The sequence below is a fragment of the Vibrio sp. ArtGut-C1 genome, from assembly GCF_002105475.1.
Taxonomy (GTDB): domain Bacteria; phylum Pseudomonadota; class Gammaproteobacteria; order Enterobacterales; family Vibrionaceae; genus Vibrio; species Vibrio diabolicus.
In genome coordinates, this window is the sequence record NZ_NCTH01000023.1 from 1 (window position 1) to 18331 (window position 18331).

Below are 18331 nucleotides of genomic sequence, written 5' to 3' on the forward strand. Positions count from 1 at the left end.
TTCCATGCCGAACTCAGAAGTGAAACGAAATAGCGCCGATGGTAGTGTGGGGCTTCCCCATGTGAGAGTAGGACATCGCCAGGCTTTAAATATCGCTTTCAAGTTTTCTTTTTAATTAAGATAACTGAAGGCAAAACTAAAAATTAGCATCGATAGTATAAGACTAAGTTTTAGTGACAATTTGTGGAGAGATGGCTGAGTGGTTGAAAGCACCGGTCTTGAAAACCGGCATACGTTAATAGCGTATCTAGGGTTCAAATCCCTATCTCTCCGCCACCTTTAAAAAACCGCTGTTCTTACAGCGGTTTTTTTGTATCTACTGTTTTTTATAGCTGTTATCGAAAACTTCTAATTGGCTTTTCTCCGGCCCTTTCTCTAAGTTCTTTAGCGTACTCACTTTGGGTTTAGTTTACGCAGTAATATCTTCAATCGAAGACATTTTCGTAGGTCATTTGGGCTTTAAGCAGAGCTTTGTTAAGTCTCAACGTGGGATGCTTAAAAGCATTTTGATAGAGTTTCAGTCTAAATACTGCTGATGTACTTGGAGAAAAAATGAAGCTACTTTACTGGTTAGATGAATGGCAAGCGCTTACTCAAAAAGAGCAAAATGCTGCTTTACCAATTTCTGGCTACGATTTACTTGATGATGTTTTTGTGAAGTATGAATTCGTCGATCTTAACAAGCCATTGTTGTTCACATTTTCTCCTTCCGGTACTGATGCTCAGGTACAAGACTTAACTCCGGGTTTTTCTCCTTGGGGCTACGACCTCGGAATACAACAACAAGTAAATATTATGGCCTTTCAACATTTAGGTAAAAGCAATTGGTTCCGTAGCCGGAATTTGATTTTCTTTCTGGAGCAGTTGTCTGAGTTGCTTAAGCCTTTCAAATGTCGTTTGGGTTATGGGCAGAGCCGAGGTGGTTTTGCTATTGGCGCATTCGCTGACTTACTGAAGTTGGATCATCTTTTGTTGTTTTATCCTGTTAGCACAAAAAATAAAGCGTTAGCACCATGGGATGATCGGCCCAGCACTGAGCTTGCTCAACAGTTCGATTGGGAAAGCGGCTACCATGATCGAGATTTGGGCAATGCCAAAGGTTACATTATTTATGACCCCTCCAATCGTATTGATCGTCTTCATGCTGAACGTTATCCAGAACTTACTCATTTAAAAGTCGTCGGTATGGGGCACGGCACTCAATCCACACAATTAGATAAATTAGAATTTTTTAATCTGGTGGCGAAGGAGTTTGTTCGTCATCAAACCATAGATATTGACCAATTTAATAAGCAAATTCACGCTTTGTTTTAAAAGAGGACTGATATCAGAGTCCCCTGTAACCAGGGGGAGATGATCACACACTAAAAACTAGATTTTTAACACAATTGCTAGGCGCAATTTAGATGGAGGATTAATGAAGTTACTGTACTGGTTGGATGAATGGCTGGCTCTTTCTCGTGAAGAACAGCAAACCAGGCTACCGATGTCCGGGGAGGACTTACTTGATGATGTGTTTGTTAAGTATGAGTTTGTCGACCGCAATAAACCGCTGTTGTTCACCTTTTCCCCTGCTGGTACGAATCTACAAGTACAGGACTTACACTCAGACTTTTCGCCTTGGGGCTATCGATTAGCCCAGAAACAAAAAGTAAATATTATTTCTTTTCAGCACCTTGGGAAAAGTAACTGGTTTCGCAGCCGTAATTTGATTTTCTTTCTAGAGCAGTTATCGACATTACTTGAACCTTTTGAATGCCGTTTAGGTTATGGCCTTAGCCGCGGTGGTTTTGCTATTGGCGCTTTTTCCAATCTATTAAAGTTGGATCAAGTATTGATGTTTCACCCGGTCAGCACAAAAAACAAAGTGCTAGTGCCATGGGATGATAGGTCAAGTACTGAACTTGCCCAACAATTTGATTGGGAAGGAAAGTACCACGACCTCGACCTTGGAGATGCAAAAGGTTACATCATTTATGATCCAACCAATGAAATCGACCGTCTTCACGCCAAACGCTACCCAGAGCTGACTCACTTGAGAGTCTTCGGTATGGGACATGGTACCCACGCGACGTATTTGAATAAATTCGGTTTTTATAAGCAAGTGGCTGTAGACTTTATACGTTATCAGAAGATAGATATAGCGCAGTTTCGCCATCAGACCAAAACGCTGCGATTAAAAGAAGATTACTATCAGTGCCTTAACAAGGCGAATGCGAGCTCACAGCATCGTTTAAACTTACTGAGTACCGCTCATAATGTACTAATTGAAGAAAAGAAAGAACATGTGAAGGAGCATCAAGCGCAAATCGATATTCAGCCACTTGTTGATATTGCGATGAAGCATGAGCATGACAATCCGCAAGATGCAGTACAACTTTTGGAAGTGGCTCAGCAGTTAGTTCCGAATGACCCCGTTGTGGAGCACAAGTTGCAGCAACTGTCGTAGGCGAGTAATGCAGACTGGCATTTTGAATTTGGTCAGTGGCTTTTGTTGCTGGCCTTTTTAAGAGCTTATGGGTTGATATTTCGATGAAATTTAATGAAGCAGTACAAAATAAAAAGCCCAAGCAAATGCTTAGGCTCAATGAGTATTAATATGAGTTTAAAACTCTTTTGGCGCAAAGCCTGTCATGACATCGAGGCGAAGCTCTTTACCAACTTTTGTTAGTGGGTGAACGATTACTAAGCCGCGTACGCGTTTTTTCAGTTTGCCGATGTCCGCTTGTTCTGCTTTGGTGATTTCACGAGAGAATGGCATATCAAGTAAGCTTTTACGTTCTTTGTTCAGCTCATAGTTTTGCTTATGCTTTAACTGGTTAAGCTTTTTGGTTAGCTGTTCTACTTCATCCGTGAACTTTGTAATCATTTCGTGATCACCACGAGAACGTGCCGCATCAAGTTTACGTTGGCATGTATCTAAACGGTTGTGCAGCTTTTGAATATCAGTTTTTATGCTCATGGTAATTTGGCTCAAATTTTAAATAGTCGAGAAGTATAGCATAGCTGAGATCACACGCTCTACTATACTTCTCGATTGTCTGGCTTTAGTTAATCAGTTCATTGCCCGATACGTTACCAGAGAAAAAGGCTTCGACGTTATCGAGCGTAACTGAGGCAATATTATTAAGTGCTTCGTGAGTCAAGAATGCTTGGTGGCCAGTAAACAGCACGTTATGACAAGCCGATAAGCGACGGAAAACATCGTCTACGATGACATCGTTAGATTTATCTTGGAAGAACAAGTCTTTTTCATTGTCATACACGTCTAGACCAAGCGCGCCAATCTTACCTTGTTTCAAGGCTTCTATCGCCGCTAGTGAATCCAGCAACTCACCTCGACTAGTGTTAATGATCATCACACCATCTTTCATTTGTGCGAAGGCTTTTTCGTTCAATAAGTGATAGTTTTCTTCACTCATTGGACAATGGAGAGAGATAACATCCGCATTAGCGTAGATTTCTTCAAGCGAACAGTAACGGGCTCCCATTTCTAGCGCTAATGGGTTTTCGTAGGGGTCGTAGCAAAGCAGTTCCATGCCAAGCCCTTTGAAGATACGCATCGTCGCGATACCAATCTTACCCGTACCAATAACACCAACGGTCTTCCCGTAAAAGTTAAAGCCAACTAGGCCCTCTAGCGAGAAGTTGGCGTCACGTGTACGTTGGTAGGCTTTGTGGAGGCGACGATTTAGGCACATCATCAAACCGACTGTGTGCTCTGCCACCGCCTCTGGTGAGTAAGCTGGAACTCGAACTACTTGTAAGCCAAGTTCTTTAGCAGCTTGTTGATCCACTTTATCAAAACCCGCGCAGCGCATGGCAATAAGCTTAGTTCCGCCTAGAGAAAGCTGTTTAAGAACGGGAGCTGAAAGGTCATCATTGACGAAAGCACACACGACATCGCAACCATGTGCCATTTTGGCGGTTTTCTCGGTTAGCCGGAAGTCGTGATAGTGGAATTCAAAATCTCGGTTATTTTTAATTTTATTAAAAGAGGCCTCGTCGTAGGATTTTGCACTAAAAAAAGCAATATTAATCATGGTTCCCTCTCAAAAAGTGCGGACTTTATAAATAAATATACTTATAAAGTAATGCAACTTCGCCGGAATGAATAGAGAAATCTTCTCTTTAACTTTTGCCATATCAAACAACGATAACGATCACGCCTTTCAATGAGTATTATCTTACGATTCTGCACTTGTGCGTTCATCACATTAGCTCCTGGGGTAATACAGGGTCTACCCTAGATACTGTTTGCTTTACGGGCGCTAACTGACTAGCATAATCGCTCTTTTCTTGTTCACTTTAGTTAGGTTAGGCGTTCCGGCAATGTCAGTGAAATGGTGCTCTATGTTCTTGTGTTGCGTGTTGGCTTCTAGCGTCCATGCAGCTGTAGATCTTGTTAAAGTCGACAAGTCAAAGCGTCGAATGTATTTAATGGAACAAGGCACAATACTAAAAGAATACCGCATTGCTTTAGGAGCGAACCCTAAAGGGCATAAACAAGAAGAGGGAGACAATCGTACACCTGAGGGCGAATACACCTTAGATTACGTCATAGAAGACTCGGCTTTTTATCGTTCTGTGCATATTAGCTACCCTGATGCGATTGATACGTTGGAAGCGAAGCGCCGAGGTGTGTCCCCAGGAGGGAACATCAAAATTCATGGTTTAAAAAACGGTGAGAGTCAGTTGCCGATTTATATCCAAAGCTTTGATTGGACCAATGGGTGTATTGCGATTACCAATGAAGAGATGGATGAATTTATCCAGCTTGTAGAGATGGGGACACCAATTCAGATTGAGTGGTAACGAAATGGTGCCTCTGAAGCTCAAGGTGGTATGTGCTATGGCATAAAGCGTTGTGGATGATCACTGAATATACCGTCTAACTGAGGTAGGTACTTCAGTTTGTTTGGATTGTTCACTGTATAACACATCACTTTGTAACCCGCCTGCTGGAGTTTGTTTATTTGGCGCGAGCGAACCCAGTTAATGTTTAGGTTGCAGCTATAGGCGTTAACTTCTTCCAAAAGGCGTTTATCTTTTCTCGTTAAGAATTCACTCAATACACCTAATCGATACTCATTGCAGTATTTATGCAGCGCTCTAATGACATCATGACTAAAACTGGAGAGTAGTACCTTCTCTTGCGGCATGGGACTTTTTGCTAGTACGTTGGCGAGAGCTTGTGCCACTTCTTCTGCTGGGTGGCGATCTACCTTAACTTCAATATTCAAGTTAAGCTTGTGCTCAGTAGCTAAAGTGAGCAGCTCATCTAATGTCATGATTTTCTCACCTGAAAAATCTGCGCTGAACCAGCTACCAAAATCCAACGCCTTTAACTCTTCCAGCGTCAGTTCATCGACACGCCCTTGTCCATTACTGCATCGATTTATGGTGTGATCATGGCAAACCACTAAAACATTATCTTTGGTCGGTTGTACATCAACTTCAACCCAATTTAATCCGAGGTCAATGGCGGCCTGAACGCTCACTTTTGTATTTTCTGGGTATGAGCCAGCAACACCACGATGACCAATTACTAATGTTTCCATGTTCTTCATCTTCTGCTTTGTGATGAGCAGATTGTACTCGTTTTTTGCTTTGAAGATATACCTCAAGGTGCATGTTGTCAGATCGTCTTAATAAAAGCCAAATCGCCCATTCGTCAAGGTAGGTCGTTGGAAGCACTCCTGTCGAATCATGAACCAAAGTTGGACTTTTATTCTCCTGCCGCTCATTTTTAAAGAGCAAGGTAGTTGCGAGTGCATCATGGTTATCGGGAGAGAGAAATATGAAGATCGGTGTTATTGGTGCAGGAGCTGTTGGTGTGGGAGTATGTAATTACTTACTCACTCTGGGTGGTTTTAGTGAGCTTGTTCTACTTGATAAAAATTTAGAACGTGCCAAGGGTGAAGTGTTTGATTTTCGTCACACGATGGCACTGACTTTTTCAAAAAACACACGCATTATGCCGTCGGATGATTACTTAGATTTACTCGAAGCCTCTCTTGTTGTTATCACCGCTGGTACGCAGATTAAACAAGGACAAACTCGTTTAGATATTGCTGAGGTTAATGCTCAAATTGGAGTTGATATTGCGCGTCAAATAGAACGCGTAGCGCCAAATGCGGTGTTGATTGTTGTGTCAAACCCATGCGATATCGTGGCGCACTTTATTGTCACCAACACCGGTTTTGAGCCGAGTAAAGTTATTAGCAGTGGCTGTGTAGTTGATACCGCTCGTTTAATGAGTATTGTTGCTGGCCGTGTAGACCTAGACCCGAAGAACGTGTTTGGTTATGTATTAGGAGAGCATGGTAGCCATTGCTTTACTCCTAAGAGCTTAATTTCTATCGCTGGGCAACCGGCCGACTATTACTGCGATACCCATAACATTGAGAGAATTGATCCGCACGCACTTCTTGAGGCGGTGAAACAGGCGGGATACGAAATCTTTCGGCGTAAGCAGAACACCGTTCATGGCATTGCCGCCAGTGTCTTTCGGATCATTCAAGCCGTGACGATTAACGAACGATCGGTGTTGCCCGTCGGTACGATGATGTCGGGGCAATATGGTTTGCATGATGTTGTTCTCAGCCTACCTACGGTTATTGGAAAAAACGGAGCAAATTCAGTTCTGATGCATCCCTTCACTGAAGAGGAGCTTGTCACATTAAAAACGATCAGCGCCCACTTAAAACACATCGTCGAAAATGTCGCTAAGGAGACGAAGCTAAAGCCCTGATCTACCCTCATTATCAGGTGATAGTTAGCTTAGCACTCCGGTTTACTGCTATAGAGCTATTTGTACTAAAGCCCTAGGGTGTGTAGTTGTTTAATTTGTAAATGAGTAATAGAATGCGAACCATTTTTATTTGAATGGTGAGTGGTAATGTCTCGAGTTTTGATAGTGGATGATGACGTTCCTTTGTGTGAGCTATTAGAAGCAGTTTTGCAAGAGGAGGGCTATATTGTCTCTTCTGTACATTGCGGTGAAAGTGCTTTGCAATATATGGAAAAAACGCCGGTAGATCTTGTACTGCTTGATGTCATGTTACCAAACCTTAACGGCATGCAAGTTGCCCGTAGAATCTGTCAACGCTTCGCGACACCTATTCTAATGCTTACTGCTCTTAATGATGAAAACTCGATGCTTGATGGCTACCAAGCGGGAGCCGATCAGTACATAGGAAAGCCTTTTAATGTTGCTGAGCTTCTGATGCGCATCAAAGCGATTCTTCGTCGTGTTGGTTTAGAGCGCCAACGTCAGGCGATGTGCAGTACCGTTCAAACGATCAGTGATCAGCTCAATAGCTTACCACTCACAAGCACGGAAGCCGAATTACTGAGCTATTTAGTCAAAAACCAAGGTGTGGTGATTTCAAAAGCGGAACTCCAAACCGAAGTATTAAAGAAAGAGCTAAGCCCTTTTGACCGCAACCTTGATATGCACATCAGTAATATACGTCGCAAGCTAGTAGAAGCAGGGCTCTCTAAGCAACATATCAAAACCTTCCGTGGCAAAGGTTACAGCTACCTAGAGGCTGTAAACAATTAATGAAGCTCACGTGCCCACCTTTTATCGCGAAACGTAAAGACAGCTTAGCGTTTAAGTTGTTTAGTTATATGACTGCAATTGTGATAAGTATTTTGGTCGTACAAGCAATGGCGGAGCAAGCTCTCGTGAAAGCCATGCTAAAAGTGCCGGACAGTGTGCGAGAAGAAATGCTCGATCTTGCACATCAAGCCAATGTGCTGATTGAGCACGGAGACATGGATGAACTTGCTGACTGGGCGAACGCGCAAAACTTTTATCTGTTTGTGCTGAATGAGCACCAGCAACCCGTCACTCACCGTTTAATGCATCCACACTTCGAGTTCAAACTTCAATTTAAAAGAAGTATTGATGATCAACTTGAGGGAAAGGTAAATCGCCCGATTATCCATATCCCTTTGGTTAAAGATAATAGCTTGGTGATTCAACTGCCACATCGACTGCATCCCGCACATGACTTCATTTTATATTTCTCTATTCTCAAAGTGGTGATTGCGGTAGTTATTTTGGCGTTGTTCTCATTGCTAATGGCACGCAACTTACAACAGCCGCTTGATCGCTTAAGAGAAGCAAGCAAAAAGCTATCTAACGGCGACTTTAATGTCAGTGTGGTGAAAGAGTTAAAATCGAATACGCGCGAGTTTAACGAGCTGGCGCAAGACTTCGACCACATGACACAGCAAATTCATTCTCTTGCCGAAAAGCAGCGATTGCTTATAAGAGATGTCTCCCACGAGCTCCGAACGCCGTTAGCAAGACAGAATTTAGTTCTACACCTTTTACGGAAGCGAGTTGGGGAGAACGAGCAAAGCTTGGTGACCAGGCTAGAAGACGAAGCTAAAGAGCTAAACCATTTGATAAGCGATATCTTGGAGTTCAGTCGCTTGGAAAATGCGCGTTTCGACAAAGGTGCGAAGCGCCGTGATTTAGAGGTATTGCTCGCACCGCAAGTAGAGCGGTGCAAAATCGATTTAAAACCAGAACAAACATTGTCATTCCGTTCAGAAGCAACATGCGCCAAAGCTTTTTGCGAAGAAACGCTCGTCATTCGTTGTTTGAATAACCTTGTTGGAAATGCCATCAAATATTCAGGGCAAGCATCTCAGATAGAAGTTTCTCTGGCTAATCATGTCAAAGATGGGCAGCAATTGATTTCCATGTCTGTATCCGACAATGGGCCTGGTATTCCAGAGAACAAGTTGGTCGATATTTTTGACCCGTTTACTCGCTTAGATGCATCAAGAGATAAGAAGCTTGGCGGCTACGGCTTAGGTCTCGCGATTGTCAAAGAATCCATGCGCATTATGGGTGGATCCGTTACGGCGAAAAATCGTGAACAAGGAGGTCTGAGTGTTACTTTGGTGTTCAAGCAGTAAGTATGGTTAAGTCTTATTAACCGTGATTTTGATCACGTTATCGTGGCTCGTCATCAGAGAGTACTTTACAAAAGTTTGCAAATGCAAAGAATGTAAATTTAATGCAAATGGTAATACTTATCACTTATATTCACCCGCGAAATAATTAAGAGGGAATCGCATTCAACAAGCATGTGACCCGAAAAATAATAATCGGAGTGAAAGGATATGTTTACTAAGAGCCATTTGGCGCTAGTGATCGGTGCGGTGTTAGCAACACCTGCAGTGGCGGACGTTCAAACAGACGAACATGTAGTTGTAGAAGGTCGAGAGTTCGGCTACAAGGCGGATACAAACAGTACAGCAATGCGCATGGAAATGACGCAGCTGGAAACGCCAGGACAAGTAGCGGTTATCGATGAAACGGTAATTGATGAGCAGCGTGCAAGTACACTTGGTGAAGTGCTACGTAACGATGCAAGTGTTAGCGCGGGTGGTACAAGCCGTAACCGCGAACGTTTCTCTCTACGTGGTTTTGAACTTAGCAGTTCAGACGGTTTTCTTCGTGATGGCCGTCAACACTGGTCACACTACCGCCAGCCAATTGAGCTTTTAGAGCGTGTTGAAGTGCTTAAAGGCCCATCAGGTCTGCTATACGGTAAATCTGAGCCGGGTGGCTTGGTAAACATGGTTTCGAAAAAACCAACAACTCAAACACAAGCTAGTTTGAGTCAAGATCTAGGTTCGAATGATCACTCACGCACGGTGCTTGATGTGAGTGGCGCGCTAAATGATGCAGAGACACTGCGCGCGCGCGCAATTTTTGCCAAAGAAAGCTACGGCTCTTGGCGCAGCTACGGCGATGGTACCGAGCCAGAAACGGATCGTACGGTTGCGGGCCTAGTGGTTGAGTACGACATCACCGACAACTTTATGGTGTCAGCGCATTACGATCGCACGAAAGACGATGGTAGTGTGGATTCTGGTGCTTACATTGTGGATGGTAAAGCGGTTCGCGGTGACAAGCACATCTGGGATGCCCAGTGGTCAAAGATTGACAACGAAGTAGAAAACTACGGTATCGATATTAATGCTCAAGTGACTGACAATGTAAACGTAAAAGCGGGTTACAACCGTCAAGACTTTAAGCGTTTTGATGTAGAGTCTTACCCAGGTTTCGATACTTATGACCAAGATACTAAGATCGACCATTCTGGTAACGAACGCAAAGATAATTGGGTGTTTGATACTGCATATATAGATGTGACGACGGACTTTTCTCTGTTTGGTACAGATAACACGTTTTTGGTAGGTGCGAACTATCTAGAGTATACCTATGACCGTTTCCAAAAGTATTACAACCCTATAAGTATAGAAGCCGGTCAGTCAGTGCCTCGTCCTGGCTACTCTGGGAAAGTTAAACAGTCCACAAGCGAGCACGATACTTGGGGTATCTACGCGCAAAACATGATGACGATTAATGATTACTGGCAAGTGCTTGCAGGTGTTCGTTATGACGAAAAGCGTGATGATGACCTGACTGAAAACCAGGTTTCTCCAAAATTTGGTGTAATTTTCCACCCAGCGACGAATGGCTCGGTTTACGTTCAGTACTCTGAAAGCTTTATGCCGCAAGGTGAAGTCAGCAGTGGTCGTGGCAAAACTTACGTGAACGATGGCGAGAAGCTAGATGCAGAGCGCGGAATTTCTTATGAAATCGGTACGAAGTGGGAACTGTTTGATCAGCGCTTATTTGTATCAGGTGCTGTGTTTGATATCACATTAGAGAACATGTCGCTGGATGTTGAAAGTGGTAAAGATGCTAGTAATAAGGTTCTACATAAGAAAACTCAAGGTGGTGAGCAAGTTCACAAAGGTGCTGAGTTAATGGCTCAAGATTTTGTGACCCCTGAATTGTCGCTAACCGCTTCTGCAATGTACTTGGATGCAGAGCTTAAGAAGGCAGAAAGATATGAAGGCAACCGCCCTGTAGATGTGCCAGAGTTTTCAGCAAGTCTATGGTCTAGCTACAAAGTTCAAGACAACACTAACTTAAACCTCGGTTTGATTTATGAAGGTGATCGCTACGGTGATGCAAAGAACACCTTCAAGAAAGATGGCTACGCTCGCGTTGATATGGGCGTGTCATACAAACATAAGTACGATGAAAACTTGGATATCATTGCTCGATTCAATGTCGAGAACTTATTCGATACCGACTACTTCGCAGGTGGCGGTAGCACGAATAGCGAGCAAAAAGGTGCGAGTGGGGTTGTGGTTGGAGAAGACCGCAACTACATGGCAACAATCCAGTTCAAGTACTGATAACAATTTGATTATTAAAGGGGAAGGGTAGTCTTCCCCTTTGGTCGTTTTTGGAACACAGAAATATAACTCGTATGAATCTAATGAAATCAAGTATCGCTCTGTTGATATCATCGGTTTTGATTCCCGCTCACGCGGCGAACTTAAACGATGCACAAGCTGTGCAGAGTAAAACAAACCAGTCGTCGGCGGTAAGCCAAAAACGTATTGATGCAAGCGCAGAAAAATCACTTACTCTAGAAGCTGAAATTGAGCAGCTGCAAGAGGAAGTCGGTAACTTGAAGATTTATCGCGATCATCTTGCAAGCCTTGTTGAGAGCCAAAATCAAGAAGTTGATAGCTTGAACGAGCAAATTGAGCAGATTGCTCAAACTCGTCAAGGTGTCGTGCCTTTGATGTATCACATGCTTGAGGGCTTAAAAGTGCTCGTCGCTAACGACAAGCCTATACGCAAAGCGCAACGTGAGGAGCGAATTGCAAAGCTGGATTCCATGATGACGCGTGCAGATGTTGCGGATGCAGAGAAGTTTCGTCGTATTTTAGAAGCGTACCAAATTGAAATGGATTACGGCACCAAGCTTGGCGTTTACCAAGGCAAGATTAACCTGGGTGACAATGAAGCTGTGGAGGCGGACATTCTCTATTTAGGGCGTTTGTCTTTGGTAGCGCGTAGCTTATCTGGTGACACATTTTGGAGCTGGTCACAGCAACAACAAGTATGGCAACAAGTGGGTTCTGAGCAAAAATCAGAGCTAGATAAAGCGTTCGCTATGGCGAATAAACAGATCGCGCCGAGTATGTTAACTCTGCCAGTGTCGTTAACCGCTGCGGAGGACAAATAAATGATGAAAAAATGGTTATCGGTTGCACTAATCTCGACAGCCGCATTAATGCCTCATACAACTTTTGCTAGTGATGCGTTGTTACAAAAGGCGCAGCAAGAAAATCGTCAACAGCAATCGCACAATGTCGCGCGTGAATCAGGTTTTAAGAAAACAGAGCAAGAGCTACAGGCTATAAAGAATAAATTGGCCGCGGAGCGAGCGGCTCTTCAAGCAGAAGCGGACTCATTAAGTGTTACTTTCGGTGAAAACGAAGCGGAACTGGCGCAGCTAGAAGAAAAGCTACGTCTAGAAACCGGGAGCTTAGGTGAGCTATTTGGCATCGTTCGCCAGAACGCAAAAGAGCTAGAGTCAGAGCTCAAGAGCTCAGTAACGGGTGTAGATGCAAACTCATATCAGAAAGATATCGATGCTATTGTTGCGGCTAAATCACTGCCAACGTTGACCCAACTTCAGGCGATGTGGCGCAGCATGGAAGAACAAATCAAAGCAAGTGGTGAGATGGCAAACGTCTCTTTCACACAGCTAAATGGCGAAGGTCGTGAACAAACGGTTAATGGCGTTCGTCTTGGTTCTATGGCGCTGCTGGATGACACTGGCTACGTTAAGTGGAATGGTCAACGCGGAGATGCGGTAAACTATCTTCGTCAGCCTGAAAGCGGTCCAACAGCGAATACTATTTCCTCTGGTGACATTGATGCGCTTGTCATTGACCCGTCACGCGGCATTCTTCTTGAGCAGCTCGCAAACTCACCGACTTTGGCTGATCGCCTAAATGCAGGCGGCGTTGTCGGTAAAATCATCCTTGGTTTATTAGCTATCGGTCTATTGATTGCTCTCGTACGTGGTGCATCTCTGATGATTTCGCGCCAGAAAATCATGAAGCAACTGAAAACTCCAGCACAGCCAGGAGACAACCCTTTGGGTCGTGTGCTTGCGGTGTATCAGAAAGATAAGCATCGCAGCGTAGAAGCGTTAGAGCTACGTCTTTTGGAAGCCGTTGTTGATGAGCAAACCCACTTAGAAAAAGGGTTGTCGATGCTGAAGCTTCTTGCGGCGCTGGCCCCTATGCTTGGTCTACTGGGCACGGTAACGGGTATGATCGAAACCTTCCAAGTCATCACTCAATTTGGTAATGGTGATCCGAAAGTAATGGCGGGTGGTATTTCGATGGCGCTTGTAACTACTGTACTTGGCCTTGTTTCAGCCATGCCATTGTTATTGGCGCACAACGTATTGAGCTCTCAAGCAGAAAATATTCGCAGTATCTTAGAAAAGCAAGGCATCGGTTTAGTTGCAGAACAAGCTGAGCGTGATATGCCGAGCAACAAAAGTCACTCTAACACCTTAGCGGAGAACGCAGCGTAATGGAGCAGATCCTACTCAACACATTGGGTTTGATCAGTGAGGATTGGGCCACAACCTTGATGAGCTTTATGCAACAAGGTGGTCAAATCCTATGGTGGTTAGCTGCCGTCGTGGCGGTGTGCTGGCTGTTGGTCATGGAGCGAGTTATTTATCTCACAACAGTTTTTCCTGGGGTAAAGAAACAGCTTTGTGAGCAGTGGCAAGAAAGATCAGAGCACCACTCTTGGTACGCACATCAAATCCGTGAAGGATGGATTGCAAAAGCGCAAATCGAACTGCGCCAAAACCTATCGACCATTAAGCTACTTGTGGCGGTTTGCCCAATGTTAGGGTTGTTAGGGACGGTGACGGGTATGATTACGGTGTTTGACGTAATGGCATCGCAAGGCAGCAGCAATCCAAAATTGATGGCTTCTGGTATCTCACTTGCTACGCTGCCAACCATGGCGGGTATGGTAGCAGCGCTTGCGGGCATGTTTATTCATGCTCGCCTTAGCAAAGTGTGTGAACGAAAAGCTATCCAGTTAGAACAATCTTTAAGGAGTCAAAAGTGAGACTCGGACGCAGACCTAACCAACAAGATGAAGCTCAAGTCGATTTAACGTCGATGCTTGATATCGTCTTCATCATGTTGATCTTCTTCATTGTGACCAGTTCGTTTGTACGTGAATCCGGTGTAGAAGTGAACCGCCCTCAGGCTTCTAATGTGGTAAGCCAAAAAGATGCGGGCATTTTTATCGCGGTAACGGCAGCAAATGACGTGTACATCGACAAACGAGTGGTTGATATTGAGCGTGTTGAGGCCTCTATTGAGCACCTGTTACTTGATCAGCCTGATGCCTCGTTAGTTATCCAAGCTGACGAGCATGCTTACAATGGCACTGTCGTGAAAGTGATGGACGCTGCAAAAGCGGCGGGCGTGAAAAACATCGCATTGGCGGCGGAGAAACCTTAATGGGCAGGCTGTTACTTGCACTACCAGCATCATTGTTAATTTCTGTGAGCCTGTTTAGCTTTATGGCGTGGATGGTTGATAAAGGCAACCAGCGTGCACCAGAAGCTTCGGAAGCGGTTCGTTTTGATATGGTGATGGTAGAGAATGAAGCAGACGTGCAGCGTCGTCAACGTTCAGTGCCGGAGCAACCAGAACCACCCCAATCGCCGGAGCCAATGGATCTGTCTCAAGCTGACACTCAAATGGAGCCAATGAGCCAGATGACGCCAGTCAGTGCTTTAGGTTTGAACACTGCCCTTGAAGGTATCGCGATCAGTGCGCCAAACTTGAAGGGAACAATGGGCAACCAACAAGCACTGCCGTTGTATCGTGTTGATCCTCGCTATCCAAGTAAGGCGCTGAAACGTAGAGTTGAAGGCTATGTCATTATGCGTTTCACGATCGATGCAACAGGACGACCAAAAGATATTGAAGTGATCGAGGCTGAGCCACAGCGTATGTTCGAAAGGGAAGCAATCCGTGCGCTTAAAAAATGGAAGTATCAGCCAAAAGTTGAGGATGGTGTGTCAATTGAGCAGTATGGACAAACCGCTAAAGTGGAGTTCAAGTTAGCCAAATGATGAAAAAATTCTTAATCAGTACGGTATTAAGCCTGAGTGCACTTTCAACCATTGCCAGTGAGTTAAGCCAATACACTGCCGCGAGAGTTCAACGAGCACACAACTTGGCTCAAGAGGAGAAACTAAAAGAAGCAATTTCATCTCTTGAAGCTATGGAGCTTTCTCGTGGATATGACCAAGCTTATGTCGCTCGAATGTTGGGTATTTTTTACTGGCAGAACGAGCAAACTCAAGCAGCAATTGAGCAACTTGAGTTGGCAGTCAATAGTGGTTTGCTACAAGATGAGCAAGCATGGCAAACCCGAAAAATGTTGGCAGATATACTGCTGAACGAGCAACGCTTTTCTAAGGCGTTACCTCATTACTATGCCTTGAGCAAAAACATTCCTAAAGGTCAAAAAGCGCATGAGCTATGGCTGCGTATTTCCCAATCTCATTATCAACTGAGTCAGTGGCAGAAAGTGCTTTCAGCAATGGCTCGTTATGAGAAGTTTGGTCAGCCAGACAAGCTTGGCGCATTGTCGATAAAGCTTTCTGCTGAGCTAGAACTGAAAAAGTGGAAGCCGGCAACCTCGACCATCAAACGCTTGATCGCGATTGAACCTGAGCGAATTGAATGGTGGCGTCAGCTTGTTGCTCTTTACCTGCGTGTTGATGACAACAAACGTGCTCTGGACTCTTTGGCGTTGGCAAAACTGAAAGGGTTACAACTTAGCCAAGATGACTTAAAGCTGCTGGCACAATTGTACGCGAAACGAGGTATTCCTGAGAGAGCTGCGTTGGTGATGAACGAGCTAGAGGATGTAAACTCGAATAGTAAACTGAAAGCTCAGCAAGCGACGTATTGGCAAATGGCAAAAGAGTGGGAAGAGTCTATCGATAGTTGGCGTGTTGCTGCTCAGTTAGACCGACAGTATTACTGGAACTATTCTCAATTATTGGTGCAAGAAGGCCACTATAAAGATGCCCTTGCCGCGCTCGATAAGGTCAGTGGTCGTAAGGCGGATGTCGCACTTATCAAAACTCGCGCTTACTACAAACTTAAGCGGTTTGACGATGCGCTCGCTAATGCCAAAAGAGCGAATGAGATTAAACCGTCGAATCAGGCAAAAAGTTGGGTTAAGTATCTATCACAGCTACGCAAAGTAGAATCGACGCAGAACTCATAGCGAACACTTTTATTAAATACCCGAGCTCAGCCTCGGGTATTTTTTTGTCTAAAGTCATAAAGGCTATTTACTGTATGAGCTTTTCATAAAAGGCTAACGCATCAAATGGTCGGGAGAAAAAAGGGCTTTTCTCTATATATTCTTGATGCACTTTGCTTAGTGTTTCAAACTTTTCTCTCGATGTAGATTCGATATGAAAAGTAAGGCTTTCAGTCGATTCTACAAGCTTTAATGTTGAAGTTCTTGAAGCGTTATTTTTTGCTATTAATAGACAATACGCTAGTTCTTGCTTCTCTTTTAATACACAAGCCTCAAAAGCTTTCTCGCTTAAAAACGGCAGAACAGGAGTAAATGCTTCTATATGCTTCTTTGAGTACTCTAGGGTTCGTTTGTCAGGTGTATTCTGGTCTGCCATAGATTCGCACAGCTTTATCTTAGCACCATAATTATCGATAGATTGGCTTACGTTGTTAAACAAACTGGCTTCAAACTTTTCACTTGCGAAAGTGACACTTGAGAAAAGTGATAAGAGAATTATTCCAACATTCTTGTTCATATTTTTCCTTCTGAACTGCACCATAACGTTTGGCTAGCATCAGAAAATCTTCTCTATCTAACCCTACACTAACTTCTTAGCTTACCTTTTTAATCTAGCTTATCGATAGCTTTTAAGCTTTTCATTAAATATACATAAAGGCGCATTTTGGTGGAGTCTATCCCACTTTTTAGTATTGGAAATATCATTAAATTTTGAGTCATTAAAATTAATAGGGTTATTATCTAGAGGGTAGGCAATTGGTCACTCATATTGGCGCAAATAGTTACAACATGCGCCAGCCAAGCTGAATTGAAAAAGTAAACAATGTAAATTAAATGCCAATACGAATGATTATCACCTAAATTATGCCCCACATTTATTGGTGATGATTGTTTCTATGCTGCTTAAAAGCAAAGGTGTTCAAACTTGGGCTCGCCGCCTACATATCTATATTTCGATGGCTCTTCTCTTAGTTACGCTGTTTTTTGCAATAACTGGAATTACCCTCAATCGCCCCGAATTATTTGAACGCCGTGAACCTATCATTCAACAACATACTCTGACGGTTCCGCACTCAGTTCTATTCTCACATTCAGATACCTTTCAACCAAATCGTGAAGGGCTGGTGGCTTTCTTGACTAAAGAAACCGAGCTTCGCGGCACTCCCTCCGCACTAGATGTGTATACCGAAGTTGAGCAAGGTGAGTTGTTACTTGGAGAGCTGTCTATGGATTTTAAAGGCCCAGGTTATAACGCTACGGTCTTTATCGATATGACCACCGGTGCGGCAGAGGTTGAAACGACGCACTACGGTATTGTTGCGTTGTTGAACGATCTACATAAAGGCCGCAACAGTGGTGGGATTTGGAAGTGGTTTATCGACGTCACTGCGCTTTTGATGGTGTTTTTTGTTCTAACAGGTGTGTGCTTATTACTGCCTAAGAAGAAGACGCTTAGAACGTCAATGCAATGGATGAGCTTTGGTACGTTACTGTCGCTCGTGATTTATTTTGTTGCTGTTCCATAACAGCTTTTTTAGAGAACACTTATGTTGAACACAGGAAGATTTTTCCGCCGTAATCACTTTTGTAAAGCCGCTTTGATCGCGGCTTTTGCTCCTTTCTCTCTTTCTGCTGCTCCTCTACCAGATAACGCGAAGATCGATTTCGAATTCGAACTTCCAAAGATAGACACTTCAATGTACGCACGCCCTTATGTGGCGGTGTGGGTTGAAAATGACCAGCGTAAACCGGTTAAAACCATTCAGCTATGGGTAGGAAAAGACGAATGGCTAAAAGACCTGCGCAGCTGGTGGAGAAAAGCGGGTCGTTATGATCGTGAACTTGTTGATGCGGTGACGTCTGCAACGCGCCCTGCTGGACAGTACCGTTTTGTCTGGGACGGAACCAATGATGCAGGAAAGCGTTTGGAGCAAGGAAATTACACGTTGTACGTCGAAGTCGTTCGTGAACATGGTGGGCGAAACTACTTACGTCAAAAAATAACGCTAGCGGACAGTGAAGTGCGCTATGAGCTTAAACCAACACAAGAGACGGGTGTCATCACCGTCAATTATCAAGTTAAGTGATTAAAGG

At 44.0% G+C, this 18331-nt stretch carries 19 protein-coding genes and 1 tRNA gene; 16 read left to right on the forward strand and 4 right to left on the reverse strand.

The window, feature by feature from the left end; all coding sequences use genetic code 11:
- Positions 1-185 precede the first annotated feature (185 nt).
- The 3 genes from B7360_RS17565 to B7360_RS17575 all read left to right on the forward strand — a co-directional run bounded on the left by B7360_RS17565 (position 186) and on the right by B7360_RS17575 (position 2449).
- A tRNA-Ser gene (locus B7360_RS17565) sits at positions 186-276 on the forward strand.
- 276 nt (positions 277-552) lie between these two features.
- Complete coding sequence (locus tag B7360_RS17570; protein ID WP_085344191.1) at positions 553-1314, forward strand: cytosolic protein; 762 nt, start codon at positions 553-555, stop codon at positions 1312-1314.
- 103 nt (positions 1315-1417) lie between these two features.
- Entirely contained in the window at positions 1418-2449 is a 1032-nt protein-coding gene (locus B7360_RS17575) for a cytosolic protein (protein WP_085344193.1), read from the forward strand.
- A gap of 156 nt (positions 2450-2605) precedes the next feature.
- On the opposite strand, the gene B7360_RS17580 is transcribed toward B7360_RS17575, so the two are convergent.
- Together B7360_RS17580 and B7360_RS17585 are read right to left on the reverse strand one after the other, a co-directional pair.
- Complete coding sequence (locus tag B7360_RS17580) at positions 2606-2962, reverse strand: YibL family ribosome-associated protein (protein WP_005374274.1); 357 nt, start codon at positions 2960-2962, stop codon at positions 2606-2608.
- Between the two features lie 85 nt (positions 2963-3047).
- Positions 3048-4043, reverse strand: a complete 996-nt coding sequence (locus B7360_RS17585; RefSeq protein ID WP_005393523.1) for a 2-hydroxyacid dehydrogenase — start codon at positions 4041-4043, stop codon at positions 3048-3050.
- A gap of 289 nt (positions 4044-4332) precedes the next feature.
- On the opposite strand from B7360_RS17585, the gene B7360_RS17590 reads away from it, so the two are divergent.
- Positions 4333-4815, forward strand: a complete 483-nt coding sequence (locus B7360_RS17590) for a murein L,D-transpeptidase family protein (RefSeq protein WP_031780347.1) — start codon at positions 4333-4335, stop codon at positions 4813-4815.
- A gap of 35 nt (positions 4816-4850) precedes the next feature.
- On the opposite strand, the gene B7360_RS17595 is transcribed toward B7360_RS17590, so the two are convergent.
- Positions 4851-5561 (reverse strand): glycerophosphodiester phosphodiesterase family protein, encoded by a 711-nt coding sequence (locus tag B7360_RS17595; RefSeq protein ID WP_048625142.1) that lies wholly within the window; start codon positions 5559-5561, stop codon positions 4851-4853.
- Between the two features lie 239 nt (positions 5562-5800).
- On the opposite strand from B7360_RS17595, the gene B7360_RS17600 reads away from it, so the two are divergent.
- From B7360_RS17600 to B7360_RS17645, 10 genes are all read left to right on the forward strand, one after another.
- A complete protein-coding gene (locus B7360_RS17600; protein ID WP_085344194.1) occupies positions 5801-6754 on the forward strand; it encodes an L-lactate dehydrogenase in 954 nt (317 codons plus the stop codon).
- A gap of 147 nt (positions 6755-6901) precedes the next feature.
- Entirely contained in the window at positions 6902-7567 is a 666-nt protein-coding gene (locus B7360_RS17605; RefSeq protein ID WP_046873911.1) for a response regulator transcription factor, read from the forward strand.
- Entirely contained in the window at positions 7567-8940 is a 1374-nt protein-coding gene (locus B7360_RS17610; RefSeq protein WP_085344196.1) for a sensor histidine kinase, read from the forward strand. The genes B7360_RS17605 and B7360_RS17610 overlap by 1 nt, the downstream gene beginning before the upstream one ends.
- A 207-nt stretch (positions 8941-9147) precedes the next feature.
- On the forward strand, positions 9148-11244 hold the full coding sequence (locus B7360_RS17615) for a TonB-dependent siderophore receptor (protein ID WP_085344197.1): 2097 nt from the start codon (positions 9148-9150) through the stop codon (positions 11242-11244).
- A 74-nt stretch (positions 11245-11318) separates the two neighbouring features.
- On the forward strand, positions 11319-12086 hold the full coding sequence (locus B7360_RS17620; protein WP_085344198.1) for a DUF3450 domain-containing protein: 768 nt from the start codon (positions 11319-11321) through the stop codon (positions 12084-12086).
- Positions 12087-13454: a MotA/TolQ/ExbB proton channel family protein gene (locus tag B7360_RS17625; RefSeq protein WP_085344200.1), complete on the forward strand. Its 1368-nt coding sequence runs from the start codon at positions 12087-12089 to the stop codon at positions 13452-13454.
- The gene (locus B7360_RS17630) at positions 13454-14008 is read left to right on the forward strand and encodes a MotA/TolQ/ExbB proton channel family protein (protein ID WP_005393540.1); all 555 of its coding nucleotides are present in this window, start codon (positions 13454-13456) and stop codon (positions 14006-14008) included. Before B7360_RS17625 ends, B7360_RS17630 begins: the two co-directional genes overlap by 1 nt.
- On the forward strand, positions 14005-14409 hold the full coding sequence (locus B7360_RS17635; protein WP_005374257.1) for a biopolymer transporter ExbD: 405 nt from the start codon (positions 14005-14007) through the stop codon (positions 14407-14409). Before B7360_RS17630 ends, B7360_RS17635 begins: the two co-directional genes overlap by 4 nt.
- Positions 14409-15029 carry an energy transducer TonB gene (locus B7360_RS17640; RefSeq protein ID WP_085344202.1) on the forward strand — a complete coding sequence of 207 codons (621 nt, stop codon included), beginning with the start codon at positions 14409-14411 and terminating at the stop codon, positions 15027-15029. Before B7360_RS17635 ends, B7360_RS17640 begins: the two co-directional genes overlap by 1 nt.
- Positions 15026-16198 carry a hypothetical protein gene (locus B7360_RS17645; protein WP_085344204.1) on the forward strand — a complete coding sequence of 391 codons (1173 nt, stop codon included), beginning with the start codon at positions 15026-15028 and terminating at the stop codon, positions 16196-16198. The genes B7360_RS17640 and B7360_RS17645 overlap by 4 nt, the downstream gene beginning before the upstream one ends.
- A 67-nt stretch (positions 16199-16265) precedes the next feature.
- Here the strand turns inward: B7360_RS17645 and B7360_RS17650 are convergent, their stop codons facing one another.
- Positions 16266-16754: a hypothetical protein gene (locus B7360_RS17650; RefSeq protein ID WP_085344206.1), complete on the reverse strand. Its 489-nt coding sequence runs from the start codon at positions 16752-16754 to the stop codon at positions 16266-16268.
- A 379-nt stretch (positions 16755-17133) separates the two neighbouring features.
- Between B7360_RS17650 and B7360_RS17655 the strand changes: the two genes are divergently transcribed.
- Positions 17134-17763 (forward strand): PepSY-associated TM helix domain-containing protein, encoded by a 630-nt coding sequence (locus B7360_RS17655; RefSeq protein ID WP_085344263.1) that lies wholly within the window; start codon positions 17134-17136, stop codon positions 17761-17763.
- A gap of 21 nt (positions 17764-17784) precedes the next feature.
- The gene (locus B7360_RS17660; RefSeq protein WP_006741224.1) at positions 17785-18324 is read left to right on the forward strand and encodes a DUF2271 domain-containing protein; all 540 of its coding nucleotides are present in this window, start codon (positions 17785-17787) and stop codon (positions 18322-18324) included.
- Positions 18325-18331: the final 7 nt, after the last annotated feature.

Excerpts from the sequence above, each read along its gene's own strand:
- B7360_RS17580 (WP_005374274.1), bottom strand. The coding sequence starts at position 2,962 with ATGAGCATAAAAACTGATATTCAAAAGCTGCACAACCGTTTAGATACA.
- B7360_RS17615 (WP_085344197.1), top strand. The coding sequence starts at position 9,148 with ATGTTTACTAAGAGCCATTTGGCGCTAGTGATCGGTGCGGTGTTAGCA.
- B7360_RS17625 (WP_085344200.1), top strand. The coding sequence starts at position 12,087 with ATGATGAAAAAATGGTTATCGGTTGCACTAATCTCGACAGCCGCATTA.
- B7360_RS17630 (WP_005393540.1), top strand. The coding sequence starts at position 13,454 with ATGGAGCAGATCCTACTCAACACATTGGGTTTGATCAGTGAGGATTGG.
- B7360_RS17570 (WP_085344191.1), top strand. The coding sequence starts at position 553 with ATGAAGCTACTTTACTGGTTAGATGAATGGCAAGCGCTTACTCAAAAA.
- B7360_RS17620 (WP_085344198.1), top strand. The coding sequence starts at position 11,319 with ATGAATCTAATGAAATCAAGTATCGCTCTGTTGATATCATCGGTTTTG.
- B7360_RS17595 (WP_048625142.1), bottom strand. The coding sequence starts at position 5,561 with ATGGAAACATTAGTAATTGGTCATCGTGGTGTTGCTGGCTCATACCCA.
- B7360_RS17640 (WP_085344202.1), top strand. The coding sequence starts at position 14,409 with ATGGGCAGGCTGTTACTTGCACTACCAGCATCATTGTTAATTTCTGTG.
- B7360_RS17655 (WP_085344263.1), top strand. The coding sequence starts at position 17,134 with ATGCTGCTTAAAAGCAAAGGTGTTCAAACTTGGGCTCGCCGCCTACAT.
- B7360_RS17575 (WP_085344193.1), top strand. The coding sequence starts at position 1,418 with ATGAAGTTACTGTACTGGTTGGATGAATGGCTGGCTCTTTCTCGTGAA.
- B7360_RS17605 (WP_046873911.1), top strand. The coding sequence starts at position 6,902 with ATGTCTCGAGTTTTGATAGTGGATGATGACGTTCCTTTGTGTGAGCTA.
- B7360_RS17660 (WP_006741224.1), top strand. The coding sequence starts at position 17,785 with ATGTTGAACACAGGAAGATTTTTCCGCCGTAATCACTTTTGTAAAGCC.
- B7360_RS17650 (WP_085344206.1), bottom strand. The coding sequence starts at position 16,754 with ATGAACAAGAATGTTGGAATAATTCTCTTATCACTTTTCTCAAGTGTC.
- B7360_RS17600 (WP_085344194.1), top strand. The coding sequence starts at position 5,801 with ATGAAGATCGGTGTTATTGGTGCAGGAGCTGTTGGTGTGGGAGTATGT.
- B7360_RS17590 (WP_031780347.1), top strand. The coding sequence starts at position 4,333 with ATGTCAGTGAAATGGTGCTCTATGTTCTTGTGTTGCGTGTTGGCTTCT.
- B7360_RS17610 (WP_085344196.1), top strand. The coding sequence starts at position 7,567 with ATGAAGCTCACGTGCCCACCTTTTATCGCGAAACGTAAAGACAGCTTA.
- B7360_RS17585 (WP_005393523.1), bottom strand. The coding sequence starts at position 4,043 with ATGATTAATATTGCTTTTTTTAGTGCAAAATCCTACGACGAGGCCTCT.
- B7360_RS17645 (WP_085344204.1), top strand. The coding sequence starts at position 15,026 with ATGATGAAAAAATTCTTAATCAGTACGGTATTAAGCCTGAGTGCACTT.